At 71.7% G+C, this 15,888-nt stretch carries 13 protein-coding genes; 6 read left to right on the top strand and 7 right to left on the bottom strand.

Annotation, left to right across the window (positions count from 1 at the left end):
* Positions 1-1,470, top strand: a complete 1,470-nt coding sequence (locus tag ACFVS8_RS10730) for a lipopolysaccharide biosynthesis protein (protein WP_387061461.1) — start codon at positions 1-3, stop codon at positions 1,468-1,470.
* Here the strand turns inward: ACFVS8_RS10730 and ACFVS8_RS10725 are convergent.
* A complete protein-coding gene (locus ACFVS8_RS10725; protein WP_387061458.1) occupies positions 1,445-2,668 on the bottom strand; it encodes a polysaccharide pyruvyl transferase family protein in 1,224 nt (407 codons plus the stop codon). The genes ACFVS8_RS10730 and ACFVS8_RS10725 overlap by 26 nt on opposite strands.
* A gap of 417 nt (positions 2,669-3,085) precedes the next feature.
* Between ACFVS8_RS10725 and ACFVS8_RS10720 the strand changes: the two genes are divergently transcribed.
* From ACFVS8_RS10720 to ACFVS8_RS10710, 3 genes are all read left to right on the top strand, one after another.
* Positions 3,086-4,837, top strand: a complete 1,752-nt coding sequence (locus ACFVS8_RS10720) for a DUF4012 domain-containing protein (protein WP_387061455.1) — start codon at positions 3,086-3,088, stop codon at positions 4,835-4,837.
* A 92-nt stretch (positions 4,838-4,929) separates the two neighbouring features.
* The gene (locus tag ACFVS8_RS10715) at positions 4,930-5,430 is read left to right on the top strand and encodes a hypothetical protein (RefSeq protein WP_387061452.1); all 501 of its coding nucleotides are present in this window, start codon (positions 4,930-4,932) and stop codon (positions 5,428-5,430) included.
* A gap of 121 nt (positions 5,431-5,551) precedes the next feature.
* Complete coding sequence (locus ACFVS8_RS10710) at positions 5,552-6,649, top strand: heparan-alpha-glucosaminide N-acetyltransferase domain-containing protein (protein WP_387061450.1); 1,098 nt, start codon at positions 5,552-5,554, stop codon at positions 6,647-6,649.
* Here the strand turns inward: ACFVS8_RS10710 and ACFVS8_RS10705 are convergent.
* On the bottom strand, positions 6,608-7,105 hold the full coding sequence (locus ACFVS8_RS10705) for a VanZ family protein (RefSeq protein ID WP_387061447.1): 498 nt from the start codon (positions 7,103-7,105) through the stop codon (positions 6,608-6,610). The two genes, ACFVS8_RS10710 and ACFVS8_RS10705, sit on opposite strands and share 42 nt — an antisense overlap.
* A gap of 69 nt (positions 7,106-7,174) precedes the next feature.
* Between ACFVS8_RS10705 and ACFVS8_RS10700 the strand changes: the two genes are divergently transcribed.
* Positions 7,175-8,971, top strand: a complete 1,797-nt coding sequence (locus tag ACFVS8_RS10700; RefSeq protein WP_387061445.1) for a glycoside hydrolase family 15 protein — start codon at positions 7,175-7,177, stop codon at positions 8,969-8,971.
* Here ACFVS8_RS10700 and ACFVS8_RS10695 read toward each other — a convergent pair.
* Positions 8,911-9,387 (bottom strand): VanZ family protein, encoded by a 477-nt coding sequence (locus tag ACFVS8_RS10695; protein ID WP_387061442.1) that lies wholly within the window; start codon positions 9,385-9,387, stop codon positions 8,911-8,913. The genes ACFVS8_RS10700 and ACFVS8_RS10695 overlap by 61 nt on opposite strands.
* Before the next feature lie 238 nt (positions 9,388-9,625).
* Here ACFVS8_RS10695 and ACFVS8_RS10690 point away from each other — a divergent pair, with 238 nt between their 5' ends.
* Positions 9,626-10,873: a hypothetical protein gene (locus ACFVS8_RS10690; protein WP_387061439.1), complete on the top strand. Its 1,248-nt coding sequence runs from the start codon at positions 9,626-9,628 to the stop codon at positions 10,871-10,873.
* An 89-nt stretch (positions 10,874-10,962) separates the two neighbouring features.
* Here the strand turns inward: ACFVS8_RS10690 and ACFVS8_RS10685 are convergent, their stop codons facing one another.
* From ACFVS8_RS10685 to ACFVS8_RS10670, 4 genes are all read right to left on the bottom strand, one after another.
* Positions 10,963-12,264: a UDP-glucose dehydrogenase family protein gene (locus ACFVS8_RS10685; RefSeq protein WP_387061436.1), complete on the bottom strand. Its 1,302-nt coding sequence runs from the start codon at positions 12,262-12,264 to the stop codon at positions 10,963-10,965.
* Between the two features lie 50 nt (positions 12,265-12,314).
* On the bottom strand, positions 12,315-14,051 hold the full coding sequence (locus tag ACFVS8_RS10680; protein ID WP_387061433.1) for an Ig-like domain-containing protein: 1,737 nt from the start codon (positions 14,049-14,051) through the stop codon (positions 12,315-12,317).
* Between the two features lie 104 nt (positions 14,052-14,155).
* Positions 14,156-15,343: a glycosyltransferase family 4 protein gene (locus ACFVS8_RS10675; protein ID WP_387061431.1), complete on the bottom strand. Its 1,188-nt coding sequence runs from the start codon at positions 15,341-15,343 to the stop codon at positions 14,156-14,158.
* Entirely contained in the window at positions 15,340-15,888 is a 549-nt protein-coding gene (locus ACFVS8_RS10670; RefSeq protein ID WP_387061428.1) for an acyltransferase, read from the bottom strand. Before ACFVS8_RS10670 ends, ACFVS8_RS10675 begins: the two co-directional genes overlap by 4 nt.

Raw genomic sequence — 15,888 nt, 5'->3', positions numbered from 1 at the left:
GTGGCCCAACCGCTTGCCTCGATGGCGGCCCGCGGGGCCGTCGTCACGCTGACCGGCCAGATCATCCGCATGGTCGTGCAGTTGCTCGGCATCGCCGTACTGGCGCGCCTGCTCGTCCCAGCGGATTTCGGCGTCGTCGTCATGGTCGCAGCCGTGATCGGCATCGGTGAACTGGTGCGCGACTTCGGGTTGTCGAACGCCGCGATCCAGACCCCGCACCTGACCCGGAGACAGCGCGACGCGCTGTTCTGGATCAACTCGGGCATCGGAGTGCTCCTGGCGCTCGTCGTCGTGATCGGTGCTCCGCTGATCGCGGCCCTCTACGACGATGACCGGCTGACGTCGGTGACGCGGATGCTCGCCCTCGTCTTCGTCTTGAACGGGGTGGCGACCCAGCATCGCGCCGGTCTTGCTCGCGCCATGAGGTTCAGAGCCCTGGCGGTGGTCGATGCGGTCACGCCCGTGCTCGGACTCTGCGTCGCCGTCATCACGGCCTCCCTGGGTTGGGCCTACTGGGCACTGGTGGCGCAGCAGATCACGATCGCGGCGGCGGGTGCCGTCGCCGTGATCGTCATCGGGAGGTGGCTCCCGGGCCTGCCTCGGCGTACGAGCGGCCTGGCGCCCCTGCTCGGCTACGGCCTGAATCTGCTGGGGGCGCAGGTGATCTCGTACGTGGGTCGGAACGCGGACTCCGTGGTGATCGGCATCCGATTCGGGGCCGGCCCGCTCGGCCTCTACGACCGTGCGTTCCAACTGGTGATGGCACCGCTCAACCAGATCCAGGCCCCTGCCTCGAAAGTGGCGGTGCCGGTGCTGTCGCGACTGCAGGGCGACCCGGAGAGGTTCCGGGCGTTCCTGCTGCTCGGCCAGTCGATCATGGTGCACACCCTCATGCCGCTGTTCTTCCTCGCCGCTGCCGTGGCTGCCCCGTTGGTGCCCATCGTGCTCGGGAACGGGTGGTCGGGCAGCATTCCGGTCGTGCAGGTGCTCGCCGTCGCGGCGATCGCCCGCATCGCCGGCTATGCGACCTTCTGGGTCGGGCTGTCGAGGGGGTACACGCGCGTTTCGCTCTACGTCGCGCTCATCACGACGCCGCTCCTGATCGTCGCGGTCCTGGTCGGGTCGGCCGGCGGTATCGTCGGCGTCGCGATCGGGTTCGCAGCGGTGAACCTCGTCATGTGGCCGGTCGGCATCCTCCTCTACAGCCGGCTCGCGGAGGCACCGGGCGCCGCCCTGTTCGTGAACGGCATCGTCCCGTTCCTCGGGTACGGACTCCCGGCTGTGGTCGCCTACGTGATCACCGGGATGGTCGCGCCACCGCTCGGCGACTGGGGGACGCTGGGTGTGGGTGTTGCCGCCTACCTCGCGGGGGTCGCCATCGTCCTGGCGTGCTGGCCTCGGTTGCGGCGCGAGGCGGTCGCCGTCCTGCGGAGCAGGCGACACCTCAAGCGGTACGTCGAGCGTCCGTGAGCGGCAGGTTCAGCTCGGCGAGGGCGATCGCCTCGGGGACCCGCACCTCCAGGACGGCCCGTGCCGCACCGTCGGACAGCAGATCGTCGAGTCCTGCTCGCAGGCGCGGCGCGAGTTCGGCGCCGGGGCCGAGCCAGCTGTCGAGGCCGAGCAGCGCGTAGAGCCCGGCGACCTTGCCCTGGTACGAGAGGGCGAGCACCGGCGTATGGGCGACCGCGCAGAGGATCGCGAAGTGCATCCGACCGGTCACTCCGGCGTCGGCCAGGGCCGCGATGCGGACGATGTCCGCGGGCGCGAGCAGTGCGGTCTGACGGAACAGGTGCGGGGAGGCGTCCAGGTGCTCGAGGATCCGCGTCTCGTAGGTCAGGTCGTTCGACGCCCCGGACGTGTCGTGCGGGATGAGGGCGAACGACACGCCGGCGCCGAGTCCGTCGGCGAGCACGCTCGCGTACGCCGAGAGCTGGTCGGGGTACCACCGCTCGAGGAACGGATTCGCGTTCACCAGGACGATCGGGCGGCCCAGCCGACGCTGGTCGGCGATCCACTCCTCGAGCGATGAGCCGCCCTCGCGCGGGGTCGTGAGGAACGCGAGGTCGGCGACGTCGGTGACCTGCAGTGCGCCGTCCGCGCGGATCCGCTCGCCCGAGGAGCGGTCGCGCATCAGGAACTCGACGTGCGGGGCCGTGCGGCGCATCTCGCGCAGAGCCTGCGGGGTCGGATGGTCGTTCCAGCTGAACCCGAGGACCCGTGTCGGGGCTCCGACCGCGGCAGCCTGGCGGGCGGTCCGGAACCGGCGGACGGATGACGGGTTGTTGTAGACCCCGTCCATGGTGTCGGCCCCGATGAATGAGACACCCGACGCCGATCGAGCGAGGCGCAGGAACGCGAGCAACTGCGGCACACGCTGGAACACCGTCCCGTACAGGAGGTTCGGGAGGAACACGTATTCGACGTCGCCGTCGACCAGTTGCAGCAGGTCGGATCTCCGCCTCCCGACGACCGTCACCGGAACACCTGCCTGCGCCACGAAGGCGAGATACATCGCCTCGTCGCCGACGCTGCCGCCGCCCGGCCCGGTCACGAGGACATGTCGCGGACGCTGCCCTCGTGCTCCGGGCCTCGCCCGAACGAAGAGGAGCACCAACCATTCGATGACGCCCTCGACCGGCAGCATCGCGTTCCGCACCCAGTTCCGCACGGTGCCACGCTACGGGGTGCGGTCGACGGTGCCCAGCATCGCCCTGCGACCAGCGCGTCTTCGGGCGTGGATTCGCCGCCCGATCTGCTCGATCGCGTTACGCTCGTGATCGTGACGCCGTCTTCGGGGGGTTCGGAGTCGTCGAGTCGTGACCACGAGGGTGGGGCATCCGACCGACGCCATGAGTCGAGCCGATCGGGCGGGTCGGGCTCCGCCGACGGTCACCATCGTTCGCACGGCTCCGGCTCAGGGGCGGGGCGATCCCACGGCTCCGGCTCGGGCAGCTCCGGCCGTTCGCACACCTCCGGCTCCAATCGGTCGGGCAGCTCGAGCACGCGCTCCGGATCGAGCTCCGGCCGATCCCACCACCACAGCTCCAGCAAGCGGAGAAAGCAACAGCGGCGCAAGCGCATCATCGTGTGGTCGATCGTGGGTGTCGGCGCGCTGCTGCTGTTCGCCGTCGCCTGGATCGGCATCCGCGGGCTCCTCGCGGTCGGCGAGCTGCAGGCGGCGGTGCCGCTGGCGAAGACGGCGCAGACGCAGTTCGTCGCGGGTGACGCCGAGGCGGCGCAGCGGTCTGCCGACGAACTCGCCGGGCACGCGGCATCCGCTGCGTCGCTGACTGGCGACCCGATCTGGCGTGGCGCCGAGGTGCTGCCGGGCATCGGGCCGAACCTCGAGGTGATGCGGGTGCTCGCGGCATCCGCCGACCGCATCGCGAGCGACGCGGTGGTGCCGCTCGCGACGACGGCGGGCTCGCTCGGCGTCGGCACGTTCGCGCCGGTCGGCGGCGCGATCGACCTGCAGCCGGTGATCGACCTGCAGCAGCCCGTGCACGCCGCCCGGATCGCCTTCGACAGCTCGGCTGCCGCGCTGGCCGCGCCGGGCGTCGCGCAGGCCGCGGTGATCGGGCCGCTGGCCGATGCACGCGACGAGCTGACCGCGTTGGTCGACGAGGCCGGCGGCACGGTCGTCGGCTTCGACAACGCGGTGCAGCTGCTGCCGGCGATGCTCGGCGCCGACGGCCCGCGCGACACGCTGCTGCTCTTCCAGAACAACGCCGAGCTGCGCTCGTTGGGCGGCACGCCCGGCGCGCTCGCGATCGTGCACGCCGACGGCGGGGCCGTCTCGATGACGCAGCAGGCTGCGGCCCTCGACTTCGCGAAGTTCCCCGATCCGGTGGTCGAGCTGCCGATCGAGACGCGGGCGCTCTGGGGCCCGAACACGGCGAGCTACATGCAGGACGTCACCTTCACCCCGCAGTTCCCGCTCGCCGCGACGATCGCGCGCGAGATGTGGCGGCAGAAGTTCGGCACCGAGGTGCAGTCGGTGGTCGCCGTCGACCCGGTGGCACTGGGCTACCTGCTGCGCGCCACCGGGCCGATCACGATCAGCACCGGCGACCAGCTCACGAGCGAGAACGCCGTGCAGTTCCTCTTGACCGACGTCTACGCGCGATACCCGGTGTCGCAGCAGGACGGGATCTTCGCCGAGGTCGCGGCGGGCGTCTTCTCGGCGCTCACGTCGGGCAAGGTCGACGCCCAGCAGCTCGTCGAGGCCCTCGCGCAGGCGGGCTCGGAACGCCGCATCCTGGTCTGGAACGCGGATGTCGACGAGCAGGCCGTGCTCGCCGGCACGACGATCGCGGGCGGCCTGCCCGAGAGCACGGCGACCGAGCAGGCGTTCGGGGTGTACCTGAACGACATGACGGGCTCGAAGATGGACACCCATCTCGACGTGCAGGTCGGCGCGGGCGTCATCACGTGTCGCAACGACGGCCTGCCGAACTACGACATCGTCGTGAAGCTCACGAACACGGCACCGGCGGATGCCGCGACGAGCCTTCCGTCGTACGTCACCGGCGGCGGCTCGTTCGGCACGCCGCCCGGCTCGATCACGACCTCGGTGCACGTCTACAGTGCGCATGGCACGTACAACCTCGGCGTGCTGCTGAACGACGAGCCGGTCGGGTACCACCCGACCTCCGATACCGGCTACACGCTCAGCAAAGTCGTCTCGCAGCTCGCGCCCGGCGAGAGTGCCGAATATCGCTTCGGATTCCTCGGCGGAACGGCGGGGGAGAAGGTTACTCGCATCGAATCGACGCCACTCGTTTACGCGCCGGAAACATTAGGGGTCGCGCTCTCCTGTGAATCTCCCCTAAGGTGAGCAGGTGTCGTCTTTCGGAAGGGCGGCACCTCTGGGGGGTTCCGAAATCGGGGTTCTCCGGTGCTGATGAAGCATACGGGGGTAGCGCAATCATGTTCCGAAAGATCCTTGCAGGCGTCGCCGTGCTGGCGGCCGCACTCATCGCGGCACCCGCGGCGGCACAAGCAGCCGAGGGTGCCGGCTACACCGGCCAGGGCACGAACGTGACCCTGACGGTCGGTGAGGTCGGCACGATGACCTTCAGCGGACTGCCGCCGAACACGCCGTCGACGGCGACCGCTCCAGATGCGGTCACCTTGGCCGTGCTGAAGGCGGCGACCGCATCGAGGGCGACGGATGCCTCGGGCACGGTGTCGTTCCAGGTCTCGGCCAACGCACCGGGCACCTACACGATCACCGACACCGCCGGGGAATGGGTCGCCACGGGCACCCTGACCGTCGTCCCGGCGGACTCCGCGAGCACGGGCGGCATCGCCACCACGGGGTACGACACCCCGGTGCTCTGGATCTGGATCGCCGGTGGAGCCCTGCTGCTCGGTGCCGCACTCGTCGTCGTCATGACGACGGTCCGTCGAGCACGGCAACAGGACTGACGCCTTCACGACCCAGCGCGACCACTCGGAAGGCGCTTGCGCCACGGGAGCCCGGATCGATGATCCGGGCTTCCGTCGTGTCCTCTCGCAGACCTGGGTCGGATGACCCCAACATGGGCACATGAGCAGGGCGGACGTCGCGGCGGCGCGGGTGGTCGGGGTCGACGCGGCCAGGGGCTTCGCGCTCATCGGCATGTTCGTCGCGCACGTGGCGCCCGCGGTCGACGACGCGTCGGTCATGGCCCTCATCGGCATCGCCGACGAACGCCCGCGGCTGCTGTTCGCCCTGACCGCGGGCATCGGGCTCGGCTTCATCTCCGGAGGCGTCCGGCCCGTCGCAGCCCCGGAGGAGCGCGGCATCCTGCGTCGCCAGATCGCGATCCGCGCGGTCATCCTCATCGCGATGGGCCTGCTCATCGCCGCGACGCTGCGCCCCCTCGTCTTCATCATCCTCGACGTGTACGGCGTGGCGTTCCTGCTCATGCTGCCGCTGCTCTTCCTGCCGCCGCGCGCCGCGCTCGCGACCGGCATCGGCCTGCTCGCCCTCGCACCGGCGCTGGCCGAGATCGCGGCGCGCTCGCCGGCCGTGGTCGGTGCGCGCGAGGGCGTGTTCCGCATCCCGGTGGACTGGGCGGTGAGCGGCGCCTACCCGGTGATCGTCTGGGTGCCGGTCATGCTGATCGGGCTCGCGCTCGCCCGCCTCGACCTCGGCTCGCGCACCACGGTGTTCCTCACCGGACTGATCGGCGCCGCCGTCGGGTGCGTGCTGCTGCCCGTCTCGACGCTGCTGCCCTCGCCGTTCATCGTGGCGGATGCCGCGTGGTCGGTGCCGATGCGGGCCTCGCTCGAGACCTTGGCGAACACCGGCATCGCGGCCGCCGTGGTCTCGCTGCTGCTCGTGCTCACCGGATTCGCCTCGGCGGGAGTGCGCCGCGTCGCGGTCGCCGCGACCTCGCCGATCGCGGCGATGGGCTCGATGCCGCTCACGGTGTACACGTTGCACCTCGTCGTGATCGCGCTGGCCATCCGCACCGACCCCGCATCGGGCGCGGTCACCGATGACTCGTGGCCGCTGCTCGTCGGGCTCGTCGTCGGCTCGATGGCCTTCGCCTGGCTCTGGCGCCGCTTCGTCGGGCGCGGGCCGTTCGAGATGCTGCTGCGGTGGGCGAGCGGCCGCTCACGCCGGGTCGCGACGGCCGACCCGGCGACCGGCGGCTGACCTCACGGCCGCCGCGAGCACGACGCCGAGCACGGCGCCCAGCGTGTTGGCGATCACGTCTGCGACGGTCGCGACCCGCGACGGGATCGCGAGCTGCACGAGTTCGATCGCGGTGCTCGTGAGGCACCCGGCCACGACGACCGTCCACGCCGGAATGCGCGGCATCGCGAACCGCGCCAGGAGCCCGAACGGCACGAACAGGGCGATGTTCGCCACGAACTCGAGCACGACGGCGGTCTCGTGCAGCGGCAGACCCCACCCGGCGAACACGTGCGCCGCCCACTGCACGATGCCGGTCACGCGTGCGGCGTCGTCGGCGGGCAGGAACACCACGAGCGCCACGAACACCAGGTACGGCACGAACGCGATGCGGGCCGCCGTCGGCATCAGCGGGCGTCGCACGCTCGGAGCGACGGATGCCGCGGCATCCGTCGTGCTCGTCGCGTTCTCGTCCACCCCGCCATGCTATGCGCGGAGCCGCAGCCGCATGGGGACAGAATGGGGGCACCGACCGACGGAGGCCACATGCCCGCGCCCATCGAGGACTACGCGATCATCGGCGACTGCCGCACGACCGCCATGCTCGATTCCGGCGGATCGATGGACTGGTACTGCCCGCCCCGGTTCGACGCGGCATCCGTCTTCGGCGCCCTGCTCGGCGGCCCCGAGCAGGGGCGATGGCTGCTGCGGCCCGACGATGCCGAGGCGCTCGGCACCCGTCGCTACGACGGCGACACCTTCACGCTGGTGAGCCGGTGGGCGTGCGCCGACGGCGAGGTCGAGGTGACCGAGCTCATGCCGACCGGTTCGGGACGGCACGACGCCCGCAGCGACGTGATCCGCAGGGTGCGCGGCCTCAGCGGAACGGTGACCATGCGGCAGGAGCTGCGAGTGCGATTCGACTACGCCGCGACCCTGCCGTGGATGCGCCAGCTCGGAACCCCCGATGCGCCCGCGTTGGTCGCCGTCGCCGGCCCCGACGCGCTCGTGCTGCGCGGTCCGCGCCTCACCGCGCGCGGGCGCGCCCACCACGGGTCGTTCGCGGTCGCCGCCGGCGAGACCGTCGACCTGCGCCTCACGTGGTTCCCGTCGCACCTCGACGTGCCCGAGCCGCTCGACGTCGACGGCGCGATCGAGACCACGCGCGCCTGGTGGACCGACTGGATCGACGGTGCGACCTGGCACGGCGCCTACGACGACGCCGTGCGACGGTCGCTGCTCGTGCTGCGGCTGCTCACGCACGAAGACACCGGCGGGGTGGTCGCCGCGGCGACCACGAGCCTGCCGGAGGAGTTCGGCGGGTCGCGCAACTGGGACTACCGCTACGTCTGGCTGCGCGACGCGTCGCTCACCCTGCAGGCGCTCCTGCGGCACGGGCTCGTGGCCGAGGCGGAGCACTGGCGCAGCTGGCTCGTGCGCGCCGTCGCGGGCGACCCGGCAGACGTGCAGATCATGTACGGCGTCGCAGGCGAACGCCGCCTGCCCGAGTGGCAGGTCGGAGACCTGCCCGGGTACGGCGGCGCGTCACCCGTGCGGGTCGGCAACGCCGCCGCCGAGCAGTTCCAGTCCGACGTGTTCGGCGAGGTGCTGACGGCGCTCGACGCCGTGCGCCACGACGGGTCCGACGACGATCGGTTCGCGTGGCCGCTGCAGCGCGCGCTGCTGGGCGAGGCCGAACGCCGGCTCGACCGCGCCGACTCGGGCATCTGGGAGATCCGCGGCGCCGAACGGCACTTCACGCACTCCCGGGTGATGCTCTGGGCCGCGTTCGATCGAGCCGTCTGCGCGGTCGAGCAGGACGGCCGGGACGGGCCGGTGGAGCTCTGGCGCGACATCCGCAGCACGCTTGCCGAGCGCATCGAGCGCACCGGCTTCGACCCCGGGCTCGGCAGCTACGTGCAATCGGAGGGCTCCGGCGAGGCGGATGCCGCGCTGCTGCAGCTGCCGCAGGTCGGCTACGTCGCCGCCGACGACCCGCGCATGCTCGGCACCGTCGCGCACCTCGAACGCACGCTCATGCGCGGCGGTCTGCTGCGCCGCTACCGCACCGAGGCCGAGATCGACGGCGTCGAGGGCGATGAGAACGCCTTCGTCGCATGCTCGTTCTGGCTCGTGGAGCAGTACGCCCGCAGCGGCCGGCTCGCCGACGCCGAGCAGCTCATGGAACGCCTGCTCGCCTTCGCGAACGACCTCGGACTGCTCTCCGAGCAGGTCGACCCGGCCACCGGGCGACAGGCCGGCAACACGCCGCAGGCACTGTCTCACCTCGCGCTCGTGCGGGCGGCCGACGCGATCGGCGATGCACGACGGCGCACCGCGTAGTCGATCGCGACGACCACGGCCGCCCCGAGCCCCGCGCCGAGCGCGTTCGCCACCACGTCGCGCACGTCCGTCGTGCGGTCGGGCAGGAACAGGTGCTGCACCAGCTCGGCGAGCCCGCTCAGCACCAGGCCCGCTGCGGTCGCGGTCGCGATGCGCCGTGCACCCGGATGCCGGGAGCCGACGGCCACCAGCAGCCCGAGCGGGGCGAACAGGGCCATGTTGAAGGCGAACTCGACGAACGGATAGCTCGCCCAGGCCGGGATGCCGAGCAGTGCGATGGCGTCGAGCAGCGGGCCGAACTGCACGAACCCGCCGACGCCGTCGATGTGGACCGGCCAGAACAGCACGAAGGCGAGGGCGGCCGCGTACGCGAGGGCGAGCCCGACGCGCAGCCGACGGAGTGCCTGCCCGGTCATCCGCCAAGACTAGTGCGAGCGCGTGTCGCCGAGGTTTCCCGCCCGCGACCGCCGAATGTCCGCGTGTCAACCCCGCCGGCTCGCGTCGCGGGGACGTCGCGTGATCGTAATGATGGGTTAATGCACTCGGACTAGCGTCGAAGTGTCGCACCAGGGGGCTCGCGCGACAACGCTCGGTGATCGGCGCAGGACGTCGGCACGAAATGCCGTGGGTCCATCCGATGATCGGAGCAAGCGCATGACGAATCCCATCTCACGACGAACCCTGCTCGCCGGCGCCGCACTGCTCGCGCCCTCCGCACTGGCTGCCGGTGCGTACGTCGATCCGCTCCGGCCGGTCTTCTGGCGCCCGAGCACGGTGCAGCCGGCAGCGGCGGAGGGCGCGGTGTCGGCCTCCACCGTGCGCTCGTACGGGCCGAACGGAACCCACTGGCCGACCCATACGCCGAAGTTCGGCGCCAAGTTCCAGACCGTGATCGACGTCGCCTGCGACTGGACGGCGATCGGCCGAGCCATCGCGTCGGTCACCGATGCCCAGATCCAGTCGGGCGTGCACATCCGCGTCGCCGCCGGCACGCTGCCGGGCTACGGCGCCTCCTCCGGGTCGGCGGCCGCGCTCAAGGGCGTCGGGCGCGGCACCGCGGCCAAGAACATCCTCGTCTCGCCGAAGGGTGCATGGGGCTCGGTGAAGGTCGCCGATTCGGCCAGGCTCGTCGGCGTCAAGGGCGTCACGTTCGCCCGCATCAACGGCAGGTTCATGCTGCTCACCGACTGCAGCCGCACGGCCTGGGCGCAGTCGAAGGTCTCGCACGGGTTCCGCATGACCTCCTCGAGCGGCGTGCTCGAAGGATGCTCGGCGCACGAGGTCGTGATGGCCGACGCCAAGGTCGACATCAACGATCCGTTCGGTTACGCCGCCGGCTCGAACTCGATCATCAAGGACTCGCTGTGGGAGGGGTGCTACTGCGCGCCCGTGTTCCGACCGAGCGGGGCGAAGGACCACATCGACTCGCTGCAGATGTACGGCAACGGCGGCTACCGCGGGCTCACGATCCGGGACTCCACGCTGTTCGGTGCGCTCAACAGCGCCCTGCAGGTCGGCGGGTCGAAGCCGCAGGATCCGAACCTCGGAACGCCGTTCCTGACGCTCGACCACACCATCCTCACGGCCCAGATCTTCGCGATCCGGGCCAGGTACCCGCTGCCGGCGAACGCGCAGGCGCCGACCATCGGCCAGGCCATCAACGGTAGCGGCGAGCCGAACCAGCTCTACGCCAACGACTCCTACGTCTTCGGTTCGATGTACGACACCCAGTGGGCCTCGGTCACGAACAGCTTCACCTCGTACGACAAGGCCGCGTCGAAGAACGTGGCGGGCGAGGGCGGCTGGCAGGTCGACCGCGGCATGAGCTCCTACGGCGCGTCGTGGTTCGACGCGCAGACGCCGACGCCCACCGACGCGTACCTCGCGCGCATCTGGGCGTAGGCCGCCCGACGCAGTCGGGGCGCCGCTCGTCGAGCGGCGCCCCGATGCGCGTCTGCGTGGGACGGCGCCGTGAGGGCCGGTCCACGCGGTCAGCGACGGCCCATGCCCACGTACTGCCAGCCGGCGGCCTTCCAGGCGTCGGCGTCGAGGGCGTTGCGCCCGTCGATGAGGGTCGTCGCCCGTGAGATCGACTTGACGTGCTCGGGGTCGAGCGCCACGTACTCGGGCCATTCAGTGACGAGCACCACGAGGTCGGCATGGCGCAGCGCCTCGTCGGTGACCGACGTGTACAGGAGCTGCGGATGCCGCAGGCGGGCGTTGTCGGTGCCCTCGGGGTCGGCGACGACGACCTCCGCGCCGAGGCCCTTGAGCTGCACGGCCACGTCGAGGGCGGGGGAGTCCCTGACGTCGTCGGAGTGCGGCTTGAACGTCACGCCGAGCACGGCGACCTTCTTGCCGAAGGGCGCGCCGCCCAGCGCGTCGACGGCGAGGTCGACGACCCGCGTGCGCCGCCGGAGGTTGATCGCGTCGACCTCCTTGAGGAAGGCCACGGAGTCGCCGCGGCCGAGCTCCTCCGCCCGGGCGGTGAACGCGCGGATGTCCTTCGGCAGGCAGCCGCCGCCGAACCCGACCCCGGCGTTGAGGAACCGGCGGCCGATGCGCGCGTCGTGGCCGATGGCATCCGCGAGCTTCGTGATGTCGGCACCGGTGACCTCGGCGATCTCGGCCATCGCGTTGATGAACGAGATCTTCGTCGCGAGGAACGCGTTCGCCGAGACCTTCACGAGCTCGGCCGTGGCGTAGTCGGTCACGATGCGCGGGGTGCCCGCGCCGAGGGCCGTGGCGTAGACCTGGTCGAGCACGTCGACCGCTCGCTCGTCGTCGACGCCGTACACGAGCCGGTCGGGTTCGATCGTGTCCTTCACCGCGTAGCCCTCGCGCAGGAACTCCGGGTTCCAGGCGAGCGCGGCACCCGTGCCGGACTCCGCGATGCGATCGGCGAGCCTGCGGGCGGTGCCCACGGGCACCGTCGACTTGCCGACCACGAGGTCGCCCTCCTTCAGGTGGGGGATGAGCGCCTCGATCGCGGCATCGACGTACTTGAGGTCGGCCGCATAGCCGTCGGCCGACTGCGGCGTTCCGACCGCGATGAAGTGCACGGTCGCGTCGCCGGCCTCGGCGATGTCGGTCGAGAACCTCAGCCGGCCCGTCGCGCCCGCTGAGGTGAGCACCTCGGGCAGCCCGGGCTCGAAGAACGGCGGGTGGCCGGCCTGCAACGCGCTGACCTTGGCCGGATCCACGTCGATGCCGATCACCTCGTGGCCGAGCTCCGCCATGGCGGAGGCGTGCACCGCTCCGAGATAGCCGCATCCGATGACGGACAACTTCATGCGTGGTTCCTCTCTTCGTGAGCGAGCCGGTCGGCGCGCTGCGGCCGGGTTCAGTTTCGCACCGCGATCGTGACCGGCGCGCTGGTTCCGACGTTCCCCGCGGCATCCGTCGCCTTCGCGGTCACACCATATGCACCGTTGGGGTACTTCCGCGAGTCGAACACGGCGCGCCACGTGCCGTCGGCCTGCTTGGCCGCGTTGCCGAGCTTCGTGGTGCCCGCGTACAGCGCAACGCCCGTCACGGCGACGTTGTCGCTCGCCGCGACCACGACCGTCACGGATGCACCCGACACCGTGCTCCCAGAGGCCGGTGCGGTGATGGCCGCGACCGGCGCGGTGCGGTCGGGCGTCGGGGTCGGCGTGGGCGTGGGCGTCGGCGTGGGCGTGGGCGTGGGCGTCGGGGTAGGGGTAGGCGTCGGCGTCGGCGTCGGCGTCGGCGTGGGGGTCGGGGTCGGGGTCGGGGTCGGCGTGGGCGTCGACCCGCCCGGCACCGCCGAGATCAGGTAGCCGAAGTACTTGCCCGCCACCGGCTTCGTCGGGTCGCCCGAGAACACGTGCCCGCGGGCGGCCGCGGAGGCCGCCTGGCCGCGGATGATGCCGATGACCTCGTCGGTCGATCGCCCGTCGCACGGCCCGTAGGCGTAGCACGCGGCGACGACGCCGCTCGCGGCACCCGTGGCCATGCTCGTGCCGGTCGCGACGTACCCGTACCGGTTGCCCTTCTTCGTCGTGTAGGGGCAGACGCCCGGCGCGGCGATCGTGTGGGCCTGGTCGGCCGCGCTCACCGCGTAGTTGGTCGACACGGCGTACGCGTCGTCCTTCGTCGTCACGCTGCACGGCGCCGTGCCGAGTCCGCCCGGCTTGCCGTCGAAGTCGGCCATGTTCGTCACGGCGAGCACTTCGTCGAAGTTGCCGGGCGAGTAGAGGGCGAGGTCCCGGCCCGAGTTGCCGGCGCCCGCGACGATCGAGACGCCGGCGTCGGTGAGGGCGCAGACGGCCTGGTGCACGGCGTCGCCGTTCGTGCGACCGCAGTCGCCGTCGTCGGCGCCGGTGTAGGCGATGCTCATGTTGACCACGGCGATGTCCTTCGCCGCGGCGTTGTCGGCCACCCACTCGAGGCCGCAGAGCAGCGACTGCACCGTGCCGAGGAGGTCGTCGCCGAGCACGCGCACCGAGTGGATCGGCACGCCGGGGGCGGTGCCCACGATGCCCGTCGAGTTGTCGATCGCGCCGAGCACGCCCGACACGCCCGTGCCGTGCCCGTCGCCGTCGGCCGCGGTGCCCGTCGGCATGCAGTTCACGGCGGTCGCGAGGTTGAGGTCGGTGTGCGTGCTGACGCCCGAGTCGATGACGGCGACCCCTGGACCGGTCCAGGTGCCGACGCCGTCGCCGGCCCGCACCGGCGGCTCGTCCGCCTCGACGGCCCCGACCGCGGGCGGCACCGTCTGCGCGAGCGCGGTGACCGGCTCGTCGGCCATGAGCCCGAGCACGGAGGCATCCGAGGAGAGCGCGGCGGCCTGCTCGGCCGAGAGCGTGTCGGAGAACCCGGCGAAGATCGCGTCGTACAGGCGCGTCGGGGTCGCTCCCGTCGCAGCGATCGCCGCATCGCGAGCCGCGACATCCGTGAACGTCACCGTGTAGGAGCCGGCGGGCAGCGGCTCGGCGGCAGAGGCGGGGGCGACGAACGACGCCGTCGCAGCGATCACGGCGGCCGCGAGCGCCGCCGGCGCGATGAGGCGGCGCGCGACCCGCCTCGCGGGGCGCGGCTGGGATTCGAGAGCTGACATCGGACTCCTCGGTTCTGTCGTGTGCTGCTGGCGGGTACGGGTGGATGGTGTCGGTGTCGGCCGGGCCGCGCGCGGCCGGTGAGCGAAAGCTCGGGCCCTCGGCCTCAGTGCTCGACGGGCACGGATGTCGCGGGCATCGATGTCTCGGGCACGGATGTCGCGGGCATCGATGTCTCGGACACGGATGTCTCGGGCACCGGCCGGGGCTCGGCCCCGGGATCTCGCACCCACCGGTAGGCCTCGACGGTCCGCTGTGCGATCGGGCCCCAGTCGAGCCGGTCGAGCGGCGCCCGGTCGGCGCGCGGTCGAGCGGCCCACTCGAGCGTGCGCGCGAGCTCGTCGGCGTCGAACTCGCCCTCGTAGCAGCGAACCCAGTCGGCGCCGACCTGCTCCTGCAGTTCGCGCATCGCGCCGAGGGCGGGCACGACGACCGGACGGTCGGCCGAGAGGGCGAGGATCGCGGATCCGGAGTTCTGGATCGCGCGGTACGGCAGCACGACGACGTCGGCAGCCCGGATCCACGCCATGATCGCGGCATCCGACTGGAAGGCGAGGTCGAGGCGCACCCGCGGATCGTCGGCCGCCGCCGTGCGGATCTCGTCGGCGAGCTCGGCGCCGGCCGGCTTGCCCGCGATCACGAGCTCGACGTCGGCGTCGCCCGCGACCACAGTGCGCACGAGCTCGGGGATGTTCTTGTATCGGCGGATCATGCCGACCGAGGCGACGACGGGCGCGCCCGACCCGACGCCGCGCTCGGCACGGGCCTGCTCGCGCGGCAGCGTCACGTCGTAGTCGAGGCGGTAGTGCCCGTGCGGCGTCACGGTGCCGGGGCGGTCGGCCAACTCGGGGTACGCGTCGCGGGCGGCCTCGAGCCCGCCGGCGCTCAGCGAGAGCAGCCCGTCGACCTCCTGCGTCAGGAGCCTGCGGTGCATCGCCCGCAGCCGCGGGGTCGAGCGCCGCTCGTGCGACGCCACGTTGTGCACCGTCCAGACGACCTTCGTGCCGTTCCTCAGGCGTGCGACGCGCATGCCGGCGCGGAACAGCGCCATGCGCGCGACCGCCCGCCACGGCCGACCCGTCAGGAACGTCAGCTCGGGCCAGTGCAGGTGCACGATGTCGATCGGCCGCGTGAACAGGCGCACGTACGACAGGTCGCGCACGGTGTGCCCGTCGGCCGCGATGGTCGTGGCCAGGCGGGCGTTGTACGGATTCGCGTGCGCCGTGCGGAACGCCGGTTCCGCCTCGATCACGAGCGGGCGCCGCGGGGCCCGTGCGTCGTCGACGCCCGTCATGCCGTGATCACCTTCAGCTCGGCCCGCGGGCGCTCGCCGATGACCTTCGCGGGCACGCCGCCGGCGATCGCGAGCGGCGGCACGTCGCGGGTCACGACGGCGCCTGCCGCGATGACCGCGCCCGCCCCGACGGTGACGCCCGCGAGCACGACCACGTTGGCACCCAGCCACGCCCCGTCGCCGATCACGATGTCCTGCTCGATCTTGGGCTGGTCCATGATCGCGACCTCGCCCTGCTCGATGCCGTAGTTCGACGCGGTCAGCGTGACGTTCGGCGCGAACAGGCACTTCTCGCCGATGTCGATGCGGCCGGTGCTGTTGCCGGCCCAGATCACCGAATGCTCGCCGATGTGGCTGCCGGCGCCGATGCTGATCCGCTCGGCGTTGCGGAACGACACGTTCGGCGCCATCGAGACGCCCGTGCCGAGCTGCAGACGGCGCACCTGGCGCACGTGCGAGTAGCTCGAGAAGTGCGCGAGGCGGAGCGCGTGCGCGTACGTGCGCAGGTCGAGCAGGGACTGGGCGACCCCCGAGAGCTTCGGCAT

The sequence above is a fragment of the Agromyces sp. NPDC058110 genome, from assembly GCF_042884735.1.
Taxonomy (GTDB): Bacteria; Actinomycetota; Actinomycetes; order Actinomycetales; family Microbacteriaceae; genus Agromyces.
Note: the sequence above shows the minus strand (reverse complement) of the source record. Positions and strands in the feature narration are given on the sequence as shown.

Coding starts and splice junctions, on each gene's coding strand:
- ACFVS8_RS10715 (WP_387061452.1), top strand. CDS start 4,930: ATGTTCCGAAAGATCCTTGCAGGCGTCGCCGTGCTGGCGGCCGCACTC.
- ACFVS8_RS10710 (WP_387061450.1), top strand. CDS start 5,552: ATGAGCAGGGCGGACGTCGCGGCGGCGCGGGTGGTCGGGGTCGACGCG.
- ACFVS8_RS10700 (WP_387061445.1), top strand. CDS start 7,175: ATGCCCGCGCCCATCGAGGACTACGCGATCATCGGCGACTGCCGCACG.
- ACFVS8_RS10695 (WP_387061442.1), bottom strand. CDS start 9,387: ATGACCGGGCAGGCACTCCGTCGGCTGCGCGTCGGGCTCGCCCTCGCG.
- ACFVS8_RS10690 (WP_387061439.1), top strand. CDS start 9,626: ATGACGAATCCCATCTCACGACGAACCCTGCTCGCCGGCGCCGCACTG.
- ACFVS8_RS10685 (WP_387061436.1), bottom strand. CDS start 12,264: ATGAAGTTGTCCGTCATCGGATGCGGCTATCTCGGAGCGGTGCACGCC.
- ACFVS8_RS10680 (WP_387061433.1), bottom strand. CDS start 14,051: ATGTCAGCTCTCGAATCCCAGCCGCGCCCCGCGAGGCGGGTCGCGCGC.
- ACFVS8_RS10675 (WP_387061431.1), bottom strand. CDS start 15,343: ATGACGGGCGTCGACGACGCACGGGCCCCGCGGCGCCCGCTCGTGATC.
- ACFVS8_RS10670 (WP_387061428.1), bottom strand. CDS start 15,888: ATGCCGAAGCTCTCGGGGGTCGCCCAGTCCCTGCTCGACCTGCGCACG.